18 protein-coding genes and 4 pseudogenes are annotated in these 21,201 nt (G+C 69.0%); 14 read left to right on the top strand and 8 right to left on the bottom strand.

All coding sequences use genetic code 11. From position 1 onward, the window contains the following. Positions 1–28: 28 nt before the first annotated feature. Positions 29–520: a hypothetical protein gene (locus tag ACFC8N_RS24465; protein ID WP_356025013.1), complete on the top strand. Its 492-nt coding sequence runs from the start codon at positions 29–31 to the stop codon at positions 518–520. Here ACFC8N_RS24465 and ACFC8N_RS24460 read toward each other — a convergent pair. Then, positions 487–915: a hypothetical protein gene (locus tag ACFC8N_RS24460; protein WP_376289863.1), complete on the bottom strand. Its 429-nt coding sequence runs from the start codon at positions 913–915 to the stop codon at positions 487–489. The genes ACFC8N_RS24465 and ACFC8N_RS24460 overlap by 34 nt on opposite strands. Then, a complete protein-coding gene (locus ACFC8N_RS24455) occupies positions 825–1,562 on the bottom strand; it encodes a transposase (RefSeq protein ID WP_376289844.1) in 738 nt (245 codons plus the stop codon). Before ACFC8N_RS24455 ends, ACFC8N_RS24460 begins: the two co-directional genes overlap by 91 nt. A gap of 577 nt (positions 1,563–2,139) precedes the next feature. Here ACFC8N_RS24455 and ACFC8N_RS24450 point away from each other — a divergent pair. From ACFC8N_RS24450 to ACFC8N_RS24440, 3 genes are all read left to right on the top strand, one after another. Continuing rightward, the gene (locus tag ACFC8N_RS24450; RefSeq protein WP_376289708.1) at positions 2,140–2,880 is read left to right on the top strand and encodes an SDR family oxidoreductase; all 741 of its coding nucleotides are present in this window, start codon (positions 2,140–2,142) and stop codon (positions 2,878–2,880) included. 47 nt (positions 2,881–2,927) lie between these two features. Then, complete coding sequence (locus tag ACFC8N_RS24445; protein WP_362823292.1) at positions 2,928–3,887, top strand: RNA polymerase subunit sigma-70; 960 nt, start codon at positions 2,928–2,930, stop codon at positions 3,885–3,887. Positions 3,888–4,462: 575 nt separating this feature from the next. Next, complete coding sequence (locus ACFC8N_RS24440; RefSeq protein WP_376289706.1) at positions 4,463–5,131, top strand: CatB-related O-acetyltransferase; 669 nt, start codon at positions 4,463–4,465, stop codon at positions 5,129–5,131. A gap of 141 nt (positions 5,132–5,272) precedes the next feature. Here ACFC8N_RS24440 and ACFC8N_RS24435 read toward each other — a convergent pair whose 3' ends face one another. Then, complete coding sequence (locus tag ACFC8N_RS24435; RefSeq protein WP_376289841.1) at positions 5,273–5,542, bottom strand: replication-relaxation family protein; 270 nt, start codon at positions 5,540–5,542, stop codon at positions 5,273–5,275. A 753-nt stretch (positions 5,543–6,295) separates the two neighbouring features. On the opposite strand from ACFC8N_RS24435, the gene ACFC8N_RS24430 reads away from it, so the two are divergent. Together ACFC8N_RS24430 and ACFC8N_RS24425 are read left to right on the top strand one after the other, a co-directional pair. After that, on the top strand, positions 6,296–6,814 hold the full coding sequence (locus ACFC8N_RS24430; protein WP_356025001.1) for a hypothetical protein: 519 nt from the start codon (positions 6,296–6,298) through the stop codon (positions 6,812–6,814). An 80-nt stretch (positions 6,815–6,894) separates the two neighbouring features. Beyond that, positions 6,895–7,059: pseudogene (locus tag ACFC8N_RS24425) on the top strand (IS701 family transposase); the annotation flags it as partial. Here ACFC8N_RS24425 and ACFC8N_RS24420 read toward each other — a convergent pair. Beyond that, positions 7,050–7,367: pseudogene (locus tag ACFC8N_RS24420) on the bottom strand (PP2C family protein-serine/threonine phosphatase); the annotation flags it as partial. The pseudogenes ACFC8N_RS24425 and ACFC8N_RS24420 overlap by 10 nt on opposite strands. Positions 7,368–7,623: 256 nt before the next feature. Continuing rightward, positions 7,624–9,739, bottom strand: a pseudogene (locus ACFC8N_RS24415) (glycoside hydrolase family 3 N-terminal domain-containing protein); the annotation flags it as partial. 428 nt (positions 9,740–10,167) lie between these two features. On the opposite strand from ACFC8N_RS24415, the gene ACFC8N_RS24410 reads away from it, so the two are divergent. The 4 genes from ACFC8N_RS24410 (at position 10,168) to ACFC8N_RS24395 (ending at position 14,704) form a co-directional block, all read left to right on the top strand. Continuing rightward, positions 10,168–11,841 (top strand): extracellular solute-binding protein, encoded by a 1,674-nt coding sequence (locus tag ACFC8N_RS24410; protein ID WP_376289704.1) that lies wholly within the window; start codon positions 10,168–10,170, stop codon positions 11,839–11,841. Then, complete coding sequence (locus ACFC8N_RS24405) at positions 11,841–12,902, top strand: ABC transporter permease subunit (RefSeq protein WP_356024996.1); 1,062 nt, start codon at positions 11,841–11,843, stop codon at positions 12,900–12,902. The genes ACFC8N_RS24410 and ACFC8N_RS24405 overlap by 1 nt, the downstream gene beginning before the upstream one ends. Beyond that, complete coding sequence (locus ACFC8N_RS24400) at positions 12,899–13,825, top strand: carbohydrate ABC transporter permease (RefSeq protein WP_362823288.1); 927 nt, start codon at positions 12,899–12,901, stop codon at positions 13,823–13,825. Before ACFC8N_RS24405 ends, ACFC8N_RS24400 begins: the two co-directional genes overlap by 4 nt. A 162-nt stretch (positions 13,826–13,987) precedes the next feature. Then, positions 13,988–14,704, top strand: a complete 717-nt coding sequence (locus ACFC8N_RS24395) for a hypothetical protein (protein ID WP_376289702.1) — start codon at positions 13,988–13,990, stop codon at positions 14,702–14,704. A 7-nt stretch (positions 14,705–14,711) separates the two neighbouring features. Here ACFC8N_RS24395 and ACFC8N_RS24390 read toward each other — a convergent pair whose 3' ends face one another. Continuing rightward, a complete protein-coding gene (locus tag ACFC8N_RS24390) occupies positions 14,712–15,554 on the bottom strand; it encodes an enoyl-CoA hydratase/isomerase family protein (RefSeq protein WP_376289700.1) in 843 nt (280 codons plus the stop codon). 106 nt (positions 15,555–15,660) lie between these two features. Here ACFC8N_RS24390 and ACFC8N_RS24385 point away from each other — a divergent pair, with 106 nt between their 5' ends. From ACFC8N_RS24385 to ACFC8N_RS24370, 4 genes and pseudogenes are all read left to right on the top strand, one after another. Then, the gene (locus ACFC8N_RS24385) at positions 15,661–16,053 is read left to right on the top strand and encodes a helix-turn-helix domain-containing protein (protein WP_362823285.1); all 393 of its coding nucleotides are present in this window, start codon (positions 15,661–15,663) and stop codon (positions 16,051–16,053) included. Between the two features lie 38 nt (positions 16,054–16,091). After that, positions 16,092–16,223, top strand: a pseudogene (locus tag ACFC8N_RS24380) (IS5/IS1182 family transposase); the annotation flags it as partial. Between the two features lie 73 nt (positions 16,224–16,296). Beyond that, positions 16,297–16,482, top strand: coding sequence for a hypothetical protein (locus ACFC8N_RS24375; protein WP_356024984.1), 186 nt, complete (start codon positions 16,297–16,299; stop codon positions 16,480–16,482). A gap of 374 nt (positions 16,483–16,856) precedes the next feature. After that, positions 16,857–17,186 (top strand): hypothetical protein, encoded by a 330-nt coding sequence (locus ACFC8N_RS24370; RefSeq protein ID WP_376289698.1) that lies wholly within the window; start codon positions 16,857–16,859, stop codon positions 17,184–17,186. A 67-nt stretch (positions 17,187–17,253) separates the two neighbouring features. On the opposite strand, the gene ACFC8N_RS24365 is transcribed toward ACFC8N_RS24370, so the two are convergent. Together ACFC8N_RS24365 and ACFC8N_RS24360 are read right to left on the bottom strand one after the other, a co-directional pair. Next, positions 17,254–18,747 carry an RICIN domain-containing protein gene (locus ACFC8N_RS24365; RefSeq protein WP_376289696.1) on the bottom strand — a complete coding sequence of 498 codons (1,494 nt, stop codon included), beginning with the start codon at positions 18,745–18,747 and terminating at the stop codon, positions 17,254–17,256. 134 nt (positions 18,748–18,881) lie between these two features. Continuing rightward, entirely contained in the window at positions 18,882–21,113 is a 2,232-nt protein-coding gene (locus tag ACFC8N_RS24360) for an alpha-L-fucosidase (protein ID WP_376289694.1), read from the bottom strand. Between the last annotated feature and the right edge of the window lie 88 nt (positions 21,114–21,201).

Raw genomic sequence — 21,201 nt, 5'->3', positions numbered from 1 at the left:
GGCGGGGGAGAGTGTCACAGTCACTGCCGTGACCTTGATGAACGTGCTCGTCGACTTCGCCCGAACCGGCCGGATCGGGCCGCTTCACTGCGGAATGCCCCTGACCGAGGCCGAGGATCTCCTCGGTCACGGGCGCCCCCACCCCGCCATCCTCATGAAGGGCCCCGACATCGACGGCTATCCCTATGCGTGGGGAGGCCTTCGACTGGTCGTCACCCAGAGGGCCGTCAGCGGCATCTGGATCAACCTCTGGCCCGGATCAACGGCGAGTCTCCCGCCGCTCGTCCTGCCTGATTCCGAGTCGTTCGAGGCCACTGTGCTCCGCGAGGAACTGATCACGGCCCTCGACACCGCAGGCTGCCACAACGAGGTCAACCCCGTCCTCACCTTCGGTGAGCAGTCGAGCATCCTCACCCGGCCCGCCGAGGTCTGCGCTGTCTTCAGCCTGCCCGGCCGGGACCACCATGTTCGGCACCGCGATCGGCACTACCTCGACGTGATGCACAAGCACACGGCTTGACATCGCTGGTTCCACAGAATGATGCGGTCGACGTGGCCTTCGACGACGCCGGAGCTCCGGGGCAGGGGCAGGCCAGCGGTGACGGCGGCGAGGTCCCGTTCGAGGCTGTTGGCGAAGGCGTGGAGGCTGGGCAGGTCGTCGGCGCGGACCGCTTTGATCCACTGCGGAAGCCGGTCGCCTTCGAGGTGGGTGAGCATCCTCCCGAATGCGCGGACGTGGGCGGTGAGGGCTGCCAGTTCAGGGCAGTGCGCGAGGACGTATTCCATCTTGAGTCGCTCGCTCTCCGGCAGGGTGCCGGGGTGGGTCAGGATCCACCCGGCGACGGTCCGGGGCGAGGGCGGGCGGGCCGCCGGTGCGTTCGGGATTGTGCGGAACGGACGGAGGTAGGCGCACACGGCTCCGTAGCCGCCGCGGTAGCCATGCGTCTTGGTCTCCTCGCCCAGAGGGTCCAGGCGTTCGTGCAGCTCTCAGCCCACCGCTTGCGCAAGTACGGCTTGAAGTCGTCGAGCTTGGTCCTGCGGCCCCGCCACTGCCCACGGAACAGGTCTTCCGGGGCCGCGGCGTTCGCCAGCCGTTGGACGGTGCGGTAGGTCATTCCGAGTTGACGTTGGATCGCGCGTCGGCTGTGTCCGGCGGCCGGCAACGCGCGGACAGTGGCGTGCTTCACGCGCGTGCGGTCGGCGAACCGGTGCCCGGTGGGCCATGGCGACCTGCTGGCCGGCGGTGCAGGAGTCTCAGCCTGAGGAGCGGGATCGGCGAAGGTCGCGCGCAGACACGGGCGGTGGCGGGAGACGCATCCCTCGCCTGCTTCGCCGAGGTTGCCCCACAGATGGAACCGGTCCGCGACCTGGCCGGCGGTGGGCGCTCCGATGCTGGCGCCCTCAGCGAAGAACGGGGCCCGGTCGCGGCAGATGACTGCGATCCCCGGGTGTTCGGCCAGCCAGGCCGCGAGAGTGCTCGCCTCGCGATCCGGGAGTAGGTCCACCGGTCTGCGGGTCTCGACATCGACCAGCACGGTCCCGTAGACACGTCCTTTGCCCATCGCATACTCATCGACGCCGACCACTCGCGGGATCCGCGACTGGAGTTCTGGGACAGCGTCGACCAGCCGCGGGACCGTGTTCCGGCTGACCCGCACCCCGAATATGTCGGCAAGCCGGGTGCCGGGCGCGACCAGCCAACGCGAGGCCGACCTCGGTCGGCGTCGACCGCAGCCGTTCGGTCCGCCGGCTGTACCGGCGGGTCAGGCCCGCGACCTGCTCGACGAACGTCCGCTGCCCGCAGGAGACTTCCTCGCACCTGAACCACCGGACACGCAGACACAGCACCACCCGTCGTCCCGCATAGCAGGGACGTCGGCGCCCTGCACATGGGCAACCTCGATGAACCCGCATCCCGCAGCACGTTGCGAGCCTCAGGGACGCCTTCACCTGCGTGCCACCCTCCAGGCCCGCAGTCAGTCACCGGCGTCCGGGCCGTTCGGGCGGGATCCGGTTCGAGGGCGGTGCGGGAAGTGTGCCGTACGGGTCGTCTCAAGATTCCCCCGCTGGCGCGACGGTTTTTTGTCCTCCCGCTGGTCTTTATTGGCGACCGAACCTGACCAGCATGTGGAGCCTCCGATGTCAGATCACCTCCAGACCGCCGTCGTCACCGGTGCGAGCCGCGGCTTCGGGCGCGCGATCGCCGCCGCGCTCGTGGCCCGTGGCACCCGTGTCATGGGTATCGCCCGCAACGAACAGGAGCTGGGCGCCGTACGCGACGAGCTCGGTTCGGCGTTCACGCCCCTCGTAGCCGATGCCACCGCCGAAGCCCTCGCCGAGGAGGTGATCCGTACCCACCGGCCCGGTCTGCTCGTACTCAACGCCGGGGCAACGCCCCACATGGCGCCCGTGCATGAGCAGAGCTGGAAGACCTTCAGCCGCAATTGGGAGGTCGACACGCGGCACGTCTTCGCCTGGACGGGGGCTGCCCTGCGAGCGCCGCTGGCTCCGGGCAGCGTCGTGATCTCGATGTCCAGCGGAGCCGCGCTGGGCGGCTCCCCGCTCGGCGGCGGATACGCCAGCGCCAAGGCCGCCATCCGGTACCTGCGCCAGTACGGCGCCGAGGAGTCGCAGCGGGCCGGGCTGGGCATCCGGTTCATCACGCTCCTGCCGGACATGACTCCGGTCGGCGGGGTGGGCGATGCCGGGGTCACGGGCTACGCCGCGCGTACAGGCGTCGACCGGGAGACCTTCATCGAAGGGCGGCAGCCAATCCTCACCCTGGAACAGATCGGCACGGCCGTGGTGGAGCTCGCCGGGGCCCCGGACAGCGGCCCGGAGTACCGGGTCCGCGGCGCCGGGCTGAATCCGATCGACTGATCCACCGCTTACGGTGGCCCCCGCCGCTACTCCGAGGAGAACCCACGATGCCGTCGAACCCCGAGTTCACCGCTCTGGCCGAGCAGTTCCGGCCGGAACTGCTCGCGCACTGCTACCGGCTGCTCGGCTCGGTCCACGACGCCGAAGACCTGGTCCAGGAGACCTATTTGCGGGCGTGGCGCGCGTTCGACGGCTTCGAAGGCCGTTCCTCGGTGCGGCGGTGGCTGTACAAGATCGCCACCATGGCCTGCCTGACGGCCTTGGAAACGCGGTCCCGGCGGCCTCTGCCATCGGGACTGGGCGCGCCGTCGGACGATCACCGTGTGGCGGTGGCTCCCCGCGAGCCCACAGTGCCCTGGCTCCAGCCGGCGCCGGACACACGGTTCGGCGCCGGTGACCCCGCGGCGATCGTGGCCACGCGGACGGGAGTACGCCTCGCATTCATCGCCGCACTCCAGCTCCTGTCCGCCCGCCAGCGCGCCGTGCTGACGTTGCGCGACGTGCTCGGGTTCCGGACGGCCGAGGTGGCCGAGATGCTGGGCACGACGACTGCTGCCGTGGACAGCGCGCTCCGCCGCGCCCGGGCCCGCCTGGCCGATGCCGGACCGGTCGCCGACGACCTGGCCGAGCCGGACGAGGAGACCCAGCGCGTCCTCCTCGACGACTATGTCGACGCCTTCACCCGCGCCGACCCCGACGCGCTGGTGCATCTGCTGCGCGTCGACGTCGAGCTGGAGATGCCCCCGACCCCGACCTGGTTCACCGGCCGCCAGGCCGTCATCGGCTTCCTGTCCGCCCGCGTCCTGCGCCCGGGCCGGTGGCGGATGACCCCCACCCGCGCCAACGGTCAGCCGGCCCTCGTCGTCCACACACACGCGGGCGGCGGGCGGTATGAGCCTTACGGCATTCAGGTCCTGACCCTGCGCGCAGACCACATCGCCCGGATCACCGCCTTCAACGACCCCTCCCTGGTCGCGGCCTTCGCCGACTGCCTCGAAACGAACTGACGTGCGCCTGTGGGTTCCCAGAACCCGCGGCGGCGTTCGCCCCGCTGTGTCGACCGCGTTGTGCAGGGCTTCGGCGATGGCGCGTGCCTGTGTGGTCATTCCCTGTACCTCGGCCGCGGCGAGGTGGCCCGTTGCGGTGGCGGCGAGCAGTGCGAGCACGTGATCGTCGCCCGCCGCCAGCTGTCGGGCTTGCGCCCACTCTGTACAGCACTTGTCCGCCTCGGCCCCTTTGTCCGCGTACTCCTCCGGTACGGCGACCCGGCGGTCGATTCCCTGCCTGATCGTGTCGAGGTGGGCTCGGCGTGTGCCGGGGGGCTTGTGGAACGGGGGAGTGTCGGCCTGCTGGGGGAGTTCGCCGGTGGGGCGGTTTTCTCGGTGAGCTTGCGGGCGATCGCCCAGACTAGCGGCGAGGGGAGGGCCAGGTCGTTCTGCTGGCGGTCGATCAGGTCCTTCTCGTGTACGGCGGTGCCCCAGGACGGTGTCGGCGGCTTTCTGGGCGCGGCCGGCAGCTCTGCAGCATCGGCGTCCAGTTCGGACGGCCGGATGAAGTGGTCCTCGGCCCGAAGCAGTTGACGGTGATCCGCAGCCCGTCCCTGCGTGTCGAGCATGCGCGGGAGCACGGTCATCAGCCCGAACGGGAAGGGGAGAAGCCCGGTGACCAGCAGGTGAAGTCGCCGCTGATCGAGGTCGGTGACTTCTCCTACCACGACGATCCGGACGACCCGACCGCGTTCGAGACGCGCAACGTCCTGTACCACTACGGTCCCGAGCGGCTCGTCATCGGCAAGTACTGCGCACTGGGGACGGGCACCCGGTTCATCATGAACGGCGCCAACCACCGCATGGACGGACCTTCCACCTTCCCGTTCCCCACCATGGGGGGGGGCTCCTGGGCGGAGCACTTCGACCTGATCACCGACCTGCCCTGCCGGGGCGACACGGTCGTCGGTAACGACGTGTGGTTCGGCCACGGCGCCACGGTCATGCCCGGTGTACGCATCGGTCACGGCGCGATCATCGCCGCCGGCGCCGTGGTCACCGGCGACGTCCCCGACTACGGCATCGTCGGCGGCAACCCCGCCCGGCTCATCCGCACCCGCTACGACGCCGCGGACATCGCCCGGCTCCTCGCCGTGGCGTGGTGGGACTGGCCCGTGCAGCACATCACCAGGCATGTACGGACGATCATGTCGGGGACCGTCGCCGACCTGGAGGAGGCTGCCGCGCAGATCGACCAGCCCTGACACCACGGTCCTCGGCACCGGCGGGTCCGGTGCTGTCCGGGTGGGGATCCAGTCCAGCGGCCGTCACAGATCGCCATGGCAGCGGGCGTTTTTGAGGAAGGCGGCTGCGGTCTCGGCCACGGTCAGCGTGTGGCCCGGCCTTCAGCAGCACGGCGGTCGGGTCGGACACGGTCCTGGAGGGCCGGTGCCCGCGCATCTCCGGCCGCTTACAGGCGAGTTGCAGGCTGTTCGGGTGGGGAACCACACCCGGGTCTGTCCGGCCCGCGGCAGAGTGATGCGGTCGACCAGCCCCTCGACACGCAGCCTGGCCAACCTGCGCCGGGCCTGCCCGATGCGCACCGAGGGGGCGATCATCCGGTGCATCTGCCCGGTGGTGGCCATCCGGCACTGCGTCAGCACGCCCAGCGCCATCCGGTCCGCGCTGCCCACGTCCCCGCCGATCATCACGGATCTGCTCGCTTCCCGTCCGGTGCGGCGCCGTCCTGCCCGACCCCGCCCGGTCACTGCAGCAGCCGGTCCCGACGAGAGCACCGACCATGAAAGCCGACCACGGTCACGAAGCGACAACGCCTCCGTGGACCAGACCCACATCCCCGCCGACACCCCGACCGACAGCTCGGCCGACAACCGTCCGCACCCACTTCCGCATCCGCCCACAAACCCGCAGGTCACCAGGCTGCCCCTGCGATGGTCGGGAGGCCGACGTCCCTGCTGCGCCCCCGAGTCCACGCCTCACAGCAGGAAGAAGGAAGTGGGTGGGTGGGACAGGTCCCGGGCGGCGGGCGAGGGTTCGGGCGCCGCTGGTGTTCCGCGCGCGTCGGCGGGGCCGTGCGCGTCGGCGGACGGACAGACCGTCCGGCGGCCCCCGGCTGACATCACGGGACCCCGGGTCGTCGCGGCAGCCCTGAGCCACTCCCAACTCGCTACACTGCGCGCCATCGTGTCGCGGCGTTTCGGTGCTGGTGGGGAGCGGCTGTGCTTGGTGGACCTACGGGGGAAGAAGGAACCGTGCGGCGTGCCGTTGCTCTGACGCTCTGTTCGGGGATGTTGGCTGCCACTGCGGCGTGCGCCGGATCCTCGCCGGGGAACTCGGCGGCGCCGCGGAGTCCGTCTGTCGGCGCCACGTCGGTGTCCTCGGCCGGCAGCAGGAGCCCAAGCGGCAGGGTGCCCGCCTCCTGCCCGAATGGCGTGCAGGGCCAGAGCGCGGCCTCACCCGCTGCGGGCAGTGGCACTTCTGCCGACACCGTGCAGGCACAGGCACTTGCGCAGGCCGTCGGCGATGAGGAGTTCAATTCCGAGTACTCGGATATTTTCGGCACGGTGATCGACGGCTACACCCAGGGCCGGGTGGCCCTGTGTGTCACGGACGTGGCACGCGGGAGGCTGCTCGCGCAGGCGGCCAAGCGCGCCCACCCGACCGTCGACCTCAACCGGCTCGACATCTTTCCTTGCCGCTACTCCGAGCGGACACTACACGCGGCCGTTCGCGGCCTCATGGCGCACGACGGTCCGACGATTGCAGGGTTCCCCGTCTACCAGATCGGTCCGGCCACGGACGATTCCGGCATCGAATTGCGGACCAGCCAGGCAGGAAGCGCCTCAGCGGCCTTGCGCCGCTACCTCACCTCGCAGCTGGGCGGCATCGCCTTCACCATCGTGAAGGGTGAGCAGGCGGCCGGATGAGGTGGACCTCGACATGGCTGCCGGCCTTAGTACTCCAGTCAGAAATCGTGTCCTGAGCTGCATCTTCTCGTTGTCCGGTCATGGAGGGGACCACTGAAGTCGAGGGCTGGGCTGCGGAGTTGGAGTCCGTCTTCGCCCGGGTGGCAGGCCGGTTCGGTCGTGCGGATCTGCGGTGGCGGATGCGGGACTACCTCCGCGGCCTGCTGGCGCCGGTGGGCCGCAAGAACGGCTGGCAACTGGCCGAGGAGTGCAGGCCGTGACCGACGACATCGCCGACGACGAGGGCGCCGTGGGCGCCGGACAGCGGAATGACGTCGAACCAGTCACCGCCCACTTCCACGCCGGTCCCGCCGGGCAGGTGGCGGGATGCCACCTCGACCGCCTCCTGGTTCGGCACCCCCTGCGGCAGCAGGCTGCGTTGCAGGGTCAGCGCGGTCGTGCGCTCGCGCGAGTACCGGCGGGCGGTGTCGATGGCGACGGCTGCCTTGGGGGTCAGCTCTTCGGCGAGGATCAGATCGTCGGCGGTGAAGGCCTCGGGCCGGTCGAGGCGGGACGCCCCGGACGGTAGCGTGGTCCCGGCCGGTACGGCCTGGAGCGTCCACGCCACTGCAGCGTGGTCCGCGGCGGAGGAGCGGCGACGTCACGCCACCGCGGCACCGGAAACAGACCGACAAATCGACAACGAGCCCGGCGCCGGTCTCCGGCACACTCTGCCAGGCCTCGTCGCGGGCCCCCTTTCCGAAGTCACAGGCGCGGAACAGCAGCTCGCCTTTCCGGCCGGTCACGGGGCGACGGCGTCCCTCCGACATCTTCGTGCGGTCCACGATCTCCGTGTCGCTCGGGTCATCGAAGTCCGTCGCGTCCAGGCCTCCCGCCATGACCGGCCGGGGGACGGACGGCTCGCCGTCGAGGGTGGACGGTCCGGGTCAGGCGGATGTCCTCGCTGGACGTTCCGACGAGGATCTCGTAGGGGCCCGGTGCCACCCGCCGGCGTCGCTGCGCCGCGTCCCAGAAGGCGAAGGCCGACATCGGCACCCGGAAGGCGATCTCCGTGACCTCCCCGGGCGCGAGCGTCACACGCTGGTGCGCGGTCAGATCCCTGCGAGGCCGTGACACCGACAGTTCCATGGCCCGGGTGTAGAGCTGGGCGACCTCGTCCACGGTGTCGTCACCGGTGTTGCCGACCGTGAAGGACAGCTGCAGTGTCCCGTCCTCGACGCGAGTCGTGAGGCCTTCGTAGGAGAAGGACGCGCACGACAGGCCGTGGCCGAACGGGAGGAGTGGCGTGCCTTCGCGGCCGTTGATGTGCGGATCGTTACCCGCGAGCACCAGGACCACGTCCGGCTGCGAGGCGACCCTGCTCACCGCGTCCTCGCCGCGTTCGACGACGACCTCGAAGATCTCACCGTTCCCGTCGGCAACCTTGAGGCCGTCGGCGGCGACAGAGACGTGGTGACCCGTTCCGACGTACCGAAGGAGGTGCCCGTTCTCGTGCCGTTCCAGGCGGAACGTCTCCTGGACGACCCAGCCGCCGGACTGGTCGGCGGAGGCGCGGAAACGGCCGTCCTCGGCGACCGAGAGACAGCGGCCGTCGGGGGAGCACAGGGTCAGCACGCCCTCGCCCGAGTCGGCGAGCGCGAACTCCGTGCCGGTCGCGTCGGTGGTGAGCGAGGGCAGGTCCGTACGGACCGCGAGCAGGGCGGGGTCGAGGGCGCCCTCGGCGCCGCGCACCTCGTCGGCGGCGTCCGTCTCGGGGACGTGCAGGCAGGTTCCGGCCGAGGTCTTCAGCAGGATGCGGTCGACGCCCTCCGCGAACTCCACACGCTCCGCGCCGAACCGCTCGTACAGGCCCTCCAGCAGGGGTGAGCGGTGGATGAGCATGCTGCTGTACCAGTCGCGCTTGCACTCGTCCGCGAGCAGGCCGACCACGGCGAGCCGGGTGCCGGGCGCGAGCGGCAGCAGGCCGGGGCTGTTCCCGAGCAGGACGACCGCCTGCTCGGCGGCCTCCTGGGCGAGGGCGCGGTGGGCCGGGGTGTCGAAGTCCCTGGTGATCGCGTGCGGGTCGTGTTCCGGGTCGAACTCGCCGAGCCTGAAGCGGACCGAGAGCTGGCGCCGTACCGCCGGGTCGATGTCCGACTCGGTCAGGCCTTGTTCCAGGGCTCCCCGGACCCGTGCGGTGATCTTCGAGACGTTCGTGCCGTGGTCGGTGAAGCTGTCGGCGCCGGCCAGCAGCACGGCCGTCGCCTCCTCGTGGGTGCCGAGGGAGTGCTCGGAGTCGACCAGGTCGGAGGGCGCGCCCGCGTCCGAGCAGACGAGGAGGTCCTCATCCGTCCAGGTGCGCAGGTGCTCGCGCCGGTACGGGGAGACGTGGTTGGGGCGGGCGTTGACCAGGTTGTACGCCGGCATCACGCCTGTCGCCGCGCCCGCCTCGACCGTCCCGCGGAAGGCGCGCAGGTCGTACTCGTGGAGCACGCGCGGACGGACCGAGGAGGACGTGACGTCACGGCCCGTCCCGTTGTTGCGGGCCAGCCAGTGCTTGAGGACGGGCGCGGTGCGCCGCTACGTCGGGTGGTCGCCGCGCAGGCCACGGGTGTACGCGGTGGCGATGGCCGAAGTGAGCTTCGGTTCCTCGGAGTAACTCTCCTCGTTTCGGCCCCACACGGGGTGGCGCAGGAGGTTGGCCGTGGGGGACCAGACGTTCAGGCCCACGCGGTCGTCGCGGGCGCGCATCGCGGGTCTCCTCGGAGACGGTCTCGCCGAGCCGTCGTACGAGATCGGTGTTCAAGGCTGCGCCGAGGCCGACGGCCTGCGGGAAGACGGTGGCCGGGCCCATCCAGGCCACGTCGTGCAGAGCCTCTTGGCAGTGCGGAACGCGGCGATGCCGAGGCGCTCCACGGTCGGCGCGAACTGGTGCAGGAATCCCATCTTTTCGTCGAGCGTGAGCTACGGCAGAAGGTCGTCGATGCGCATCGCGACGGGCAGCTGCGGATCGCGGAAAGGTGGTGGCGTGTGCGGGGTGTGTACGGACATGTGGGGTTACCTCAAGACGGAACTGGCCAGCTATTCGAAGCGCTTCGATGCTCTTCAGGCATGGGATGGGTGTCAAGAGATCAGCATCAACGCATCATGCAGGACATACGCAGAGTGCCTTCCAGAACCTCGGATGAATCTTGGAGCCGACCCTTGTGCGGGCATGGGAGTTCACTTAACCTCGCAGCAACATCGAAGCGCTTCGACTGTAAAACACGTCGCAGTAATGGGACGTCTGCTTTCAGCTCAGCCAGTTCCAGTCACGACACCGCAGCCGACGGCCCACCGCCGGGTGTCCAGGTGCGCCATGAAGGGTTGACGCAATGACGCCGAACGCCGCCTCCTCCGGACTGAGCCGGAGAAGCTTTCTCGCCTCCACGGCGGTCGCCACCGCAGCGGTGGCCGGGGGAATGCCGCTGCTCACCGCCTGCGGTGCCTCGGACAACGGGTCGCAAGGCGGCACCACGTCGGGCAAGGCCGCCGAAAAGCTGCTCCCGACTTACGTCGCCAGCGCGGTCGCCCAGCCGGACCTTCCGTCGAAGAACGGTTCGTCGGCCGGCTACACCCGCAAGGTCGACCTCGCGGCCCTCGCCACCTCGGTTCCGCACAAGCTCGGCACCGGCGCTCCCTTCACGATCATGTCCCCCCTCTGGGGCACCCCGCCGAAGACCGATTGCGCGTACTACAAGGCGGTCGACGCGGCGGCGGGCACCAAGGTCACCTGGCAGAACCAGGACGGCAACACCTACGCTCAGAAGCTCGGCGCCGTCCTCGCCTCCAGCTCCATACCCGACATGGTGGTCGTGCCCAGCTGGTTGCTGGTCGGCCAGATCCCGAACGCGGTGGCCTCGAAGTTCATGGACCTCGGCCCCTACCTGGCGGGCGACAAGGTCAAGAAGTACCCGAACCTGGCCGCGATCCCCTCCGACTCCTGGCGCATGTCCATCTTCGGCGGAGCGCTGCGCGGTATCCCGATGCCCACCGCCGCCGCGTCGTCCGTCGTGCCCTACTACCGCAAGGACATCTTCGACAAGAAGGGCTACACCGTACCCAAGTCGCCCGATGAGTTCCTCAGCTGGGCCAAGGACGCCACCAGCGCCAAGGCCAAGGTGTACGCCTGCGGGGACATGGCCTGGGTATCGGCGGGCATCTTCGGCGTCCGCCCCGCCGGGCCGCTCGGCTGGAACATCGGGGACGACGGCAAGCTGACCTACCGCATCGAGCAGCCCGAGTACCTTGAGGCCCTGGAGTGGACTCGCAAGCTGTTCGACGCCGGCGTGGTCCATCCCGACGACAAGGCGCGCACCGGCGACGCGGGCCAGCGGTTCACCTCCGGCCAGATCCTGGTCTGGGTCAGCGACTCCTCGGCCTGGTACGTCAAGACCGCCGAACAGGCGAAGGCCAATCCGGACTTCAAGATCGAGGGCATGGACTACTTCGGCGCCCACGGAGGCAACCCGCAGCTGTGGGCGTCCTCGCCCGCCAGCATCTGGTCGCTGATCCGCAAGGGCGCCTCCAAGGAGACCGTGGAGAACGCGCTGGCCGCGGCCAACTTCGCGGCAGCGCCCTACGGCACCAAGGAGCGCATGCTCGTCGACTACGGCGTCGAGGGCACCCACTACACGGTCAAGGACGGTGTCCCGGTCAAGAACGACCAGGGCAACGCCGAGGTGATCAACGCCTGGGTGATGCTGGCGTCCCCGGCCCCCTACTTCGCCCACCCCGACTTTCCCGATGTCGCCCGCAAGCAGGTCGAGTGGCAGCAGCGGATGGGTGCCTCCATGAAGAAGACGTCCACCTTCGGCATGAACATCGTCGAACCGACCCGCTACGCGAACCTCTCCAGCCAGTTCGAGCAGCTGGAGATCGACTTCGTGCGCGGCCACAAGCAGCTCTCCGATGTGCAGCAGGCCATCTCCACCTGGAAGTCTTCCGGTGGCGACAAGCTGCGCGACTGGTACAAGCAGCTCCTCGACAAGAACGGCAGCGGCAACTGATGTCCATGACGGCCGGTAGCAGGCCCGACGGGACCCGTCCCTCCGTGGCCGTCGAGGAAGCGACGGGCGCGGTCGCCACCGCGGCGGCGAAGGACCGGGTGCCACGCAGGACGAGCAAGGCCGCAAAGGCGGGCAAGGTCCCGTGGCGGATCCGGCTGCGCCGCGACCGCGCGCTCATCCTGATGACCTTGCCCGTCATCGTCCTGATCCTGCTCTTCAACTACGTCCCCCTGCTCGGCAACGTCATCGCCTTCCAGGACTACGACCCGTACGTCTCCAGCAACGGCATCACGGCGATCTTCCACAGCCCCTGGGTGGGTGTGGAGCAGTTCTCGCGGATGCTCGACGACCCGCTGTTCTGGAGCGCGGTGAAGAACACCATCATGCTGTTCGTGCTCCAACTGGTGCTGTTCTTCCCGGTACCGATCGTCCTCGCGCTGGTCATCAACAGCGTGATCCGGCCCCGGGTGCGGGCCGTGGCACAGGCGATCATGTATCTGCCGCACTTCTTCTCGTGGGTCCTCGTGGTGACCGTGTTCCAGCAGATCCTCGGTGGCGCGGGCATCATCGCGCAGACCCTGGCGAAGCACGGGTGGAGCGGCTTCGACCTGATGACCAATGCTGACGTCTTCAAGTACCTGGTCATCGGGCAGGCCGTGTGGAAGGACGCCGGCTGGGGGATCATCGTCTTCCTCGCGGCCCTGTCCGCCGTCAGCACCGACCTGTACGAGGCCGCCGCCATGGACGGCGCGGGGCGCTGGCGCCGTATGTGGCATGTCACGCTGCCCGCACTGCGCCCGGTGATCGCGCTGCTGCTGGTCCTGCGGGTGGGCGACGCGCTGAGCGTCGGATTCGAGCAGTTCCTGCTCCAGCGGGACGCGGTCGGTACCAGGGCCGCCGAGGTCCTCGACACCTATGTGTGGAGCGTGGGAATCAAGTACGGCGATTTCAGCTACGCGGCCGCGGTCGGCCTGGTCAAGGGAGCCATCGGAGTGTGTCTCGTCCTGGGCGCGAACAAGGTCGCGCACCTGCTCGGCGAGCAGGGGGTGTACAAGAAATGAGCCTCAACACGCAGCTCATCCGCAGCCTCAAGGCTCCCGCCCGCCCCGTCTGGGAGGAGCCGCCGAGCAAAGCAGGAATCACCGCCAAGAGCGGCTTCCTCCTGTTGTGCTGCCTGGGGGTGCTCGGTCCGCTGTGGATCGTGATCGTCACCAGCCTCTCTCCCAAACCCGTGATCGACCGGGTCGGCGGCCTCGTGGTGATCCCCCAGGGCGTCACCTTCGTCAACTACACCGAACTGCTCGGCGGCGGCCAGGTCAGCCGGGCGATCATGGTGTCGGTCGGTGTCACGCTCTTCGGCACGCTGTTCTCGATGGCGGTGTCGGTGCTGGCGGCCTACGGCCTGTCGCGGCCGGGGAGTCTGGGCCACCGGTTCTTCCTGATGGCCATGATGGCGACGATGTTCTTCGGGGCCGGACTCATACCGACGTACCTTCTGGTGCAGACGCTGGGCCTCACCGACACCTATCTGTCGCTGGTGCTGCCGAGCGCGGTCAGTGTCTTCAACATCCTCGTCCTGCGGGCCTTCTTCATGGGGATCTCACCCGAACTCACCGAGTCCGCCCGCATCGACGGGGCCAGTGACCTGCGCATCCTGCTGACCATCATCATGCCGCTGTCGCGCGCGGTGCTGGCCGTCATCTCGCTGTTCTACGCGGTCGGCTACTGGAGTGCCTGGTTCAACGCCTCCATCTACCTCTCCGACCAGAACATGATGCCGTTGCAGAACGTGCTCATCCAACTGGTCCAGAAGAACACCGAGGCGCCGACCGGCCTCCAGCAGCAGGTTCGCACCGGACAACTCTCCTCGCTGGGCCTGCAGATGGCTGTCATGGTCCTCGCGCTGATCCCCGTCGCGGTCGCCTCCCCCTTCGTCCAGCGGCACTTCAAGAAGGGCATGCTCACCGGAGCCATCAAGGGCTGAGACCCCCCGGCGACCCGCGCCGGTGACCGGCGAGGTGCCCGGCACCCACCAGGACTTCTTCTGGCGACGCGGCCGGTCCATCTCGTCGCCGGAGAGGGCCACGTCCTCAGCGAGGGGCGTGGTAGCAACCCCCACATTTCCCCCACCCATGGAAGGGACACCATGGTGAAAAGCAGGATAGGCAAGATAACCATGGCGGTGCTCGCGCCGGCGATGGCTCTCGGTGCCACCGTCGGCCTCGCCTCCGCCCCCGCTTCGGCCGCAGTCTGGAACTCCCGCGACCGGTGGGCCAGCACCAGCCGGGACGGTTACAGGCTCTACAACAACATCTGGGGCTCCGGTGCCGGCAGCCAGTGCATCTGGGCCAACTCCGGGACCAGCTGGGGTGTCTGGGCCGACCACCCCAACACCGGCGGCATCAAGTCCTACGCCGACTCGACGAAGACGATCAACAAGTCGATCGACACCCTCAGCTGGCTCACCAGCGACTACAACGTCAGCGTCCCGTCGTCCGGCGCGTACAACACGTCGTACGACATCTGGGACAGCGCCCACCAGTACGAGATCATGCTCTGGGTCAACCACACCGGATCCGTCGGCCCGATCGGCAGCTGGCAGGCCAACGTCACGCTCGGTGGCCACAACTGGGACGTCTACAAGGGCACCAACGGGTCGAACCAGGTGTTCTCGTTCGTGCGGACGTCCAACTCCGACTCCGGCACCGTGGACGTCAAGCCGGTCCTCAACTGGATCGCCTACACCAGGGGCTGGATGCCCGGCAACGCGGTCATCGGCGACGTGCAGTTCGGCTATGAGATCACCTCGTCGTCCGGCGGACTCAACTTCAACACCAACAACCTGTCCGTCAGGGGCGGCTGACCCGTCATCAAGACCGAAAGCGCGCGACGCTGCGCATCAGTCCCTCAAGGTCGCGTTCGCCTGCCGGTGTTTGCGCCCCTTCCTGAAGGGCTCCGCTGATCAGGTGTTGAGCGGCCGGCAGGCTGAACGTAGAGGCCCAGGCGTCGTGCTCACGGAGGAGCCCTTCCTTGAGGTCATCGGCGGGCAGCGCGCGCTTGGCTGCTTCTATGACACCGTCGGGCAGCGCGGCGATATCGTGGGCGATACGGTCGACGTACTCGTCGAGCTCGTCGGCCGGCAGGGCCCGGTTGATCCAGCCGTAGGACGCTGCGGTCTCGGCATCGAACAAGTCGGCGGTGAGGACCACCTCCAGTGCGCGGTTGCGACCCACGCGGTCCCGGAGGTACTGCGTTCCGCCTCCGCCGGGGACGATGCCCATGAGTGCTTCGATCTGACCGAGTCCAGCGGTCTCGATGGCGGCGAATGCCATGTCCGCTGCGGCCACGAACTCCGCGCCGCCTCCGCGGGCCTTCCCGGCGAGCTTGACGATGGTCACCTGGGGCTGATGGCGGATCAGTTCACCGATCGCCTGGAACACGTTGACGTCCGTCGGCGCGGATGCGGCGAGTTCCTGGAGGACGTCCATCTCGTCCACGATGCGCATGTCCACGTGAGCGATGAAGAACTCCGGGTCGGCGCTCGAGAAGACGATCACGCGGACGGATGAGTCGTCCTTGAGGCCGGTCAGCACCGTCCGCAGCTCGCGCATCATCGTCGTTCCGAGTGCGTTCACCGGGGGATTGTCGAGGACGATCCGGGCGACGCCGTGTTCGCTGCTCACGCGCAAGGTCGAGCAGGCATCGTTCGTCATGTGGTTCTCCGTTGGTTACCGCTGGGCATGTAGGTTTGCCATGCATACCCACCGTCCGCGACGGCGCCCAGATGGTCAAGAACGCACTTTGGGAGCACCAAGGATCATGAAGGACACCGATCCGCACCACGTGGACGCCGAAACACGGACGGTTTTCCGGGCGGACTGCCCCAGCCGGCCGATCCTCGACCAGATAGCGGACAAGTGGTCGATGATGGTGATGGCGCTGCTTGAGCGGCCCACCCGGTTCAACGAGCTGAAGCGAGGTCTGGAGGGCGTGACGCAACGTGTCCTCACCCAGACACTGCGCCGTCTCGAACGCAACGGCATGATTCGGCGTACGGTGCTGCCGACCTCACCGGTCGGCGTCGAGTACTCGCTCACGCCCCTGGGCGAGTCCCTGCGCGAGCCGTTCGGGCACCTCTACGACTGGACCGTCGAGCACAGCGAGGAGATCCAGAGCAGCCAGCGGGCGTACGACACCAGGGCGGACGCCTGACCGCTGTTCGACGGTGGCAACGCGCAGGTCGCGATGGCGCGCCGGGACTGCTGAGGGTCCTGCGCGAGGCCGATGCGGACTTCGTCCTGGTCATCGGCACGCTCGCCGAATGCGACCCGGTCGGCGACGGACGGGCCGACTACTCCCGCAAGCACCGCCGGCAGGGGGTAGGACGTGCAGGGTCACCGATCGGCCTGCCCGCGATGGGATGGAGGCGCGGACCAAGGGCACAAGGAGTTCGGAATGAGCAGATCGAGGCGCGCGCCCCGCGAGATCATCACGCATGGTGAGGGCGGTCGGGTACCGGACCACGGCCCGGTTGAGGGCGTGCTCTGCCGCCGGGTCGGCAACGGCGCCCAGCGCGGGCGGACGGCGGCCCTCGGCCCGAAGAACGAGCGCACCTTGTCGAAGGCCGCGGCCGGTCTGTAGCGGCTGACCGGACTGTCCGGCCTTGGCATGGCCCGGCGCATCCGGCCCGGTCACGGTCGACTGCCGGGTGGTGCCAGGAGGCTCGCTCGCCTTCGAGGTGTCCGCCGGGCAGTCGGTGCCCCGGGACCGGCAGTTGGTCCTGCAGCCCCGCGACGAGAACATCGCCGCCACCGCGCAGATCCAGTTCGAACAGTCCGACACGTGCGGCGACGGCAGCGTACGGGTCGTCCTCGACGAGCGTCACCGGGACCTCGCCGAGGGCGACTGGGACGTGTTCCTGCGACGCACGGGCGGCAGCAGGTCGCACCCGGTCCGAGCGGGGCTCGTCGAGACGGCGCACCTCCTGGATCCCGCAGCCTGCGGCCCTCGGGCCGGTGGACGAGGCAGGGCGCACAAGGACAGCGCGGGCGTACCACCACCGCTTCCTGGCGCGGCTCCAGGGCAACGGCGGGCATGCCGTCGACACCCCTTGTTTCGTGGATCAGCATGCCGACTTCCGCACCACCTTGCCGGTCGATGTGGTGGCGGAACTCCAGCCCGGGGGAGAGGCGCTGTGGGACCTGCGTCCGAGCGCGTACGGCGGGCCGGAGATCCGCCTGGCGATGCTGGCCGGTGATGTAGTCGCCCCCCCCGGGACGTCAGCGTGTTTCCGGCCCTCCGGTGCGCGGGCCCCGGCGAAGGGCTGTCGCTGCGGCCCCAGCTGACACGTGATCACGACCTGGTGCTCAGAACCGCCGATACGGTGTTGGGCCGACCGTAGAGTGGCGACAGTCAGAGGGCGAGCAGCCGCCACTGCTGGTTGGTTCCGTCACCGACAGGCCACTGGATCACCTTGGCGCCGTTGTCCGCCGATCCGCCCTCGACGTCCGCGCACAGGCCGTTGCGGACGTTGACGAGCCGCACGTGTCCACCGCCCGCGTCGACTACCTTCCAGTGCTGGTTGTCGCTGTTGCCGTCCGGCCACTGGATGAGCTGGGCGCCCTGTCCGGAGCCCCCGGGGCTGTCGACGACCTTGCCGCTGTGGCGGGCGACGAGGCGGAAGGAGCCGTCGGCGTCGGGCTGGAGCCGCCACTGCTGGTTCTCGCTGCCGGACCAGCCCCACTGGATGAGGTCGGCGCCGTCGGCGGTAGTGCCGCTGGTGACGTCGAGCACCTTGCCGCTGCGCCGGTTTTCGAGCCGGAAGAAGCCGCTGAGCAGGGAGACGGTGATGTCGGTGCGCTGCCCGGCGGTCAGGGAGACCTTCCTGGCGTGGGTGCCGAGGGAGGAGGCTGTGACGGTCGCGGTCGTGGCCACGGAGGTCATGCCGCGGCGGCTGATCAGCGTGACGTCCTGGTCGACGTCGGAGGTGACGGACAGGGTGGCGGTCCGGGCGTTCAGGTCCCAGGCGAAGCTGTGAATCCGGATCCGGCCGCGGGCCCGGACCCCCGTGATCGTGCCCTTCGGCAGCTGGTCGGGCAGCGCGGGGAGGATCTCCAGCACTCCCGGCCGGCTGTAGACCAGGGCCTCTGCCAGCACGCCGGGGACGGCGTTCGCGGCGTCGGCGTTGTAGATGTCGAGGTTCGGGTTGTGCGAGGTCATCGGCGACTTGAAGACCATGTTGTTGCCGAGGATCTTCCGCAGGTTGCCGTAGACCTGTCCGCCGTCCTTCAACCGGGCCCAGGCCAGTGCCCGGTGCAGGCTGCCATGTGCCGAGATGTTCTGGTCGCCGCGCAGCTCAAGGGCCCGCTTCGCCGGGCGGACCAGGGAAGGCGCGTCCTCGGGGTTGATCTCATGCAGCGGCCAGGCGCCGACCCGTGCGTAGTCGTTGACCGTGGTCATGCCGGGTGTGTCGATGTGCAGTTCGTACGCGGGGTGGTAGGCCTGCGTCCAGCGCAGCGACCAGCCCGCGGCGAAGTCCCGGTTGGCCCCCGCGTAGTCACCCGCGAGAGCCTTGTCGCGTGCGCCTTCCAGGCGGCCGGAGATCACCGGCGGGTTCACGTCACGGGTGCCGTTCGGGAGCACCAGCCGGTGATGGTTGAAGACGACCTTCTCCAGGGCGGGAGCGCCGTGCAGCACGGCCCCGAATTCGCCGTTTCCGGTGAGGAAGCCGTCGGTCCAGGCGGAGGCCGGGGACGTGTCGTGGATGCCGCGCTCGGGGAGGGTGATCTGCGGGGGGACGGCCGCCAGCGCCCTGCCCGAGAGCGGGCCGCCGGGCAGGGCCGATGCTCCCGCGGTCAGTGCGGCCGCGGTGAGGAACCGTCTGCGGTCGATGGCGCTGTCCGTCAAGGGGACTCCTGTGTCCGGTCGGCGGGGCGTGGTCGTGGGGGAGGCGAGCGGTGACCCGTCGTCGTGGTGACCCACCGCCGCCCGGCCGACTTGGAACGGAATCCGGGCGGCGGCGGGGGCCGCGGGAAAAAGGATCAGACGGCCGTGAAGGACCACAGCAGGTTGGTGCTGCTGCCGTACGTCCACTGCTTGGTGACGGAGCCAGAGTCGACCTCGCCACCGCCGTCGAGCACCAGGCCGGTGGTGCGGTTGGCGATCGAATAGAGGTCGCCGCCCCGGTGGGTGAGCTTCCACTGCTGGTTGGTACCGCCGTTCCAGGGAGCCTGGCGGGCCGGAGAGCCGTTGTCGGTGGCGCCCCAGCCGTCGGCGACCATGCCGTTCGTCCGGTTGACCAGCCGGTAGTAGCCGCCGCCGACCGCCTCCGCCTGCCACTGCAGGTTGGAGCTGCCGTTCCACGTCCACTGCTTGAGGTCGGACCCGGAGGCCACGCCGCCCCCGCTGTCCAGGGCGAGTCCGTCGGTGGCGTTGGTGAGCCGGAAGTACGCCGCAGGGTTGAACTGGACCCTCAGCGAGGCGATCCGGTCGTTGTTGCCGGTGACCCGCAGGTCGGGGTTCTCGGTGGTGAACGTCCAGGAGGTGCCGGTGAAGTCGTCCCCGGAGTAGCCGATGACCTGGTAGCCGGGGGCCGGCCGGAGGGAGGAGATGCTGCCCGCGCCCAGCCCGGCCGAGGTGAGGTCGGCCGTGGTGTAGTCGCCGACGGTGAGTACGGCCGAGTTGCCGCTGTAGTCGACGTCCGTGGAGGCGAGGGTGCCCGCGAGCGGCCGCAGGCCCGGGATCGTGCCGGAGAAGGCGAGCTTCAGGACGTAGGCGTTGGCGTTGTACGGGGCCGAGGACGGCAGGGTGACCGTGAGGCCGGACGAGTTCTGGGCCGGCGTGGGCAGGTCGATGTAGGTGCCGGCGGTGGTGCCGAGGAGCTTCACCGAGGTCAGCGACGAGAGGTTGATCCGGTCCGGGCTGAGCGTCTTGATCGTCAGTGAGCTGGCCGGCCAGCCGAGGACGGTGGCGTACAGGACGGTGCCTGCCTTGTCGCGGGTGAAGCGGATGTCCTGCGGCGTGCCGGCGTGCGGGGTGGTGAAGGCGCCGCCGCCCATCTTCGTCGGGCCCTCGCCGTACGCCGTCCAGGCGCGGGTCGAGTACACCGACTCGCCGAAGCGCTTCAGGTGGTCTCCGATACCGAGCAGGATGTCCTTCTGCGCCTGGGGGATGGTGCCGTCGGCCATCGGCGCGATGTTCAGCAGCATGTTGCCGTTCTTGCTGACCCGGTCGATGAACGAGTGCAGCATCTGCTGGATGGTGTAGTAGCCGATGCCCTGGGTGTAGCACCAGCTGCTGCTGGAGATGCTGTCGTCGGTCAGCCAGTACGGGGAGGTCAGGTCTCCCGGACCGCCGCGCTCGTAGTCGAAGACCTCGCCCTTGCCGTTCATGCCGTCCTTGTAGGTGGCGACGACCTCACGGCCCCAGCTGTTGGCCTGGTTGTAGTAGTACGCCAGGAAGTTCAGGCGCTGTGTCTCGTCCACGGCGTCCAGCTTGAAGTCCTGCCACAGGATGTCGGGCTGGCTGCGGTCTATGACCTCCTTGAGCTTGTCGAACCAGAGCTGGTTCTCCGCGGCCGGGCCCAGTTGTCCGTAGAGCTTCTTGAGGCTGGGGTCCGTCTGGGCGGGGACGAACTCGTAGAAGCCGTTGAAGTGGTACGCGTGGTGCATGGCCACCAGCAGCTTGAGGCCCTTGGCGCGGATGGCCGTGGAGAAGAGCCGCAGCAGGTCGAGCCCCGGGCCCTTCTTCACCGAGTTCCACTCGTTGACCTGGCTGTCCCACATGGAGAAGCCGTCATGGTGCTCGGCGACCGGGCCGGCGAACCTGGCGCCGGCGTCGACGAACAACTGCACCCACTCGTCGGGGTCGAACTTCCCGCCCGCCGACTGCAGTTTCGGCGCGAACTTCACGAAGTCGCCCGCCAGGTCCTTTGCCCCGTTGATGAAGTCGTGGTACGGCCATGCCGATGGCTGGCCGTAGGTCGCGATGTGGTGCTGGTTGGCGTTGCTGCCCGCCTGGTACATGTTGCGCGGGTACCACTCGTTGTCGTAGGCGGGGACGCTGAAGACGCCCCAGTGGAAGTAGATCCCGAACTTCGCGTCCCGGAACCACTCCGGGGCCGGCGGGTGCTGGTCGACCGAGCTCCAGTCGGGCGTATACGTGCTGGGTGCGGCCCGGGCGATGCCGGCATCGAACACGCCTCCGGCAACGGCCGCCGCGGCGACGCAGGTGGCACCGGCCAGGAAGTGGCGTCTGTTGATCGAACTCGACATGGAGACATCCCTGGTGCAGAGGGGGCAGAGGAGTGCAGGGCGCCGCTTGTTACGCATGAAGGTCGGCCATGTCTCCCTGGGATGTCAA

This window comes from Streptomyces sp. NPDC055966, from assembly GCF_042269865.1.
Taxonomy (GTDB): domain Bacteria; phylum Actinomycetota; class Actinomycetes; order Streptomycetales; family Streptomycetaceae; genus Streptomyces.
Note: the sequence above shows the minus strand (reverse complement) of the source record. Positions and strands in the feature narration are given on the sequence as shown.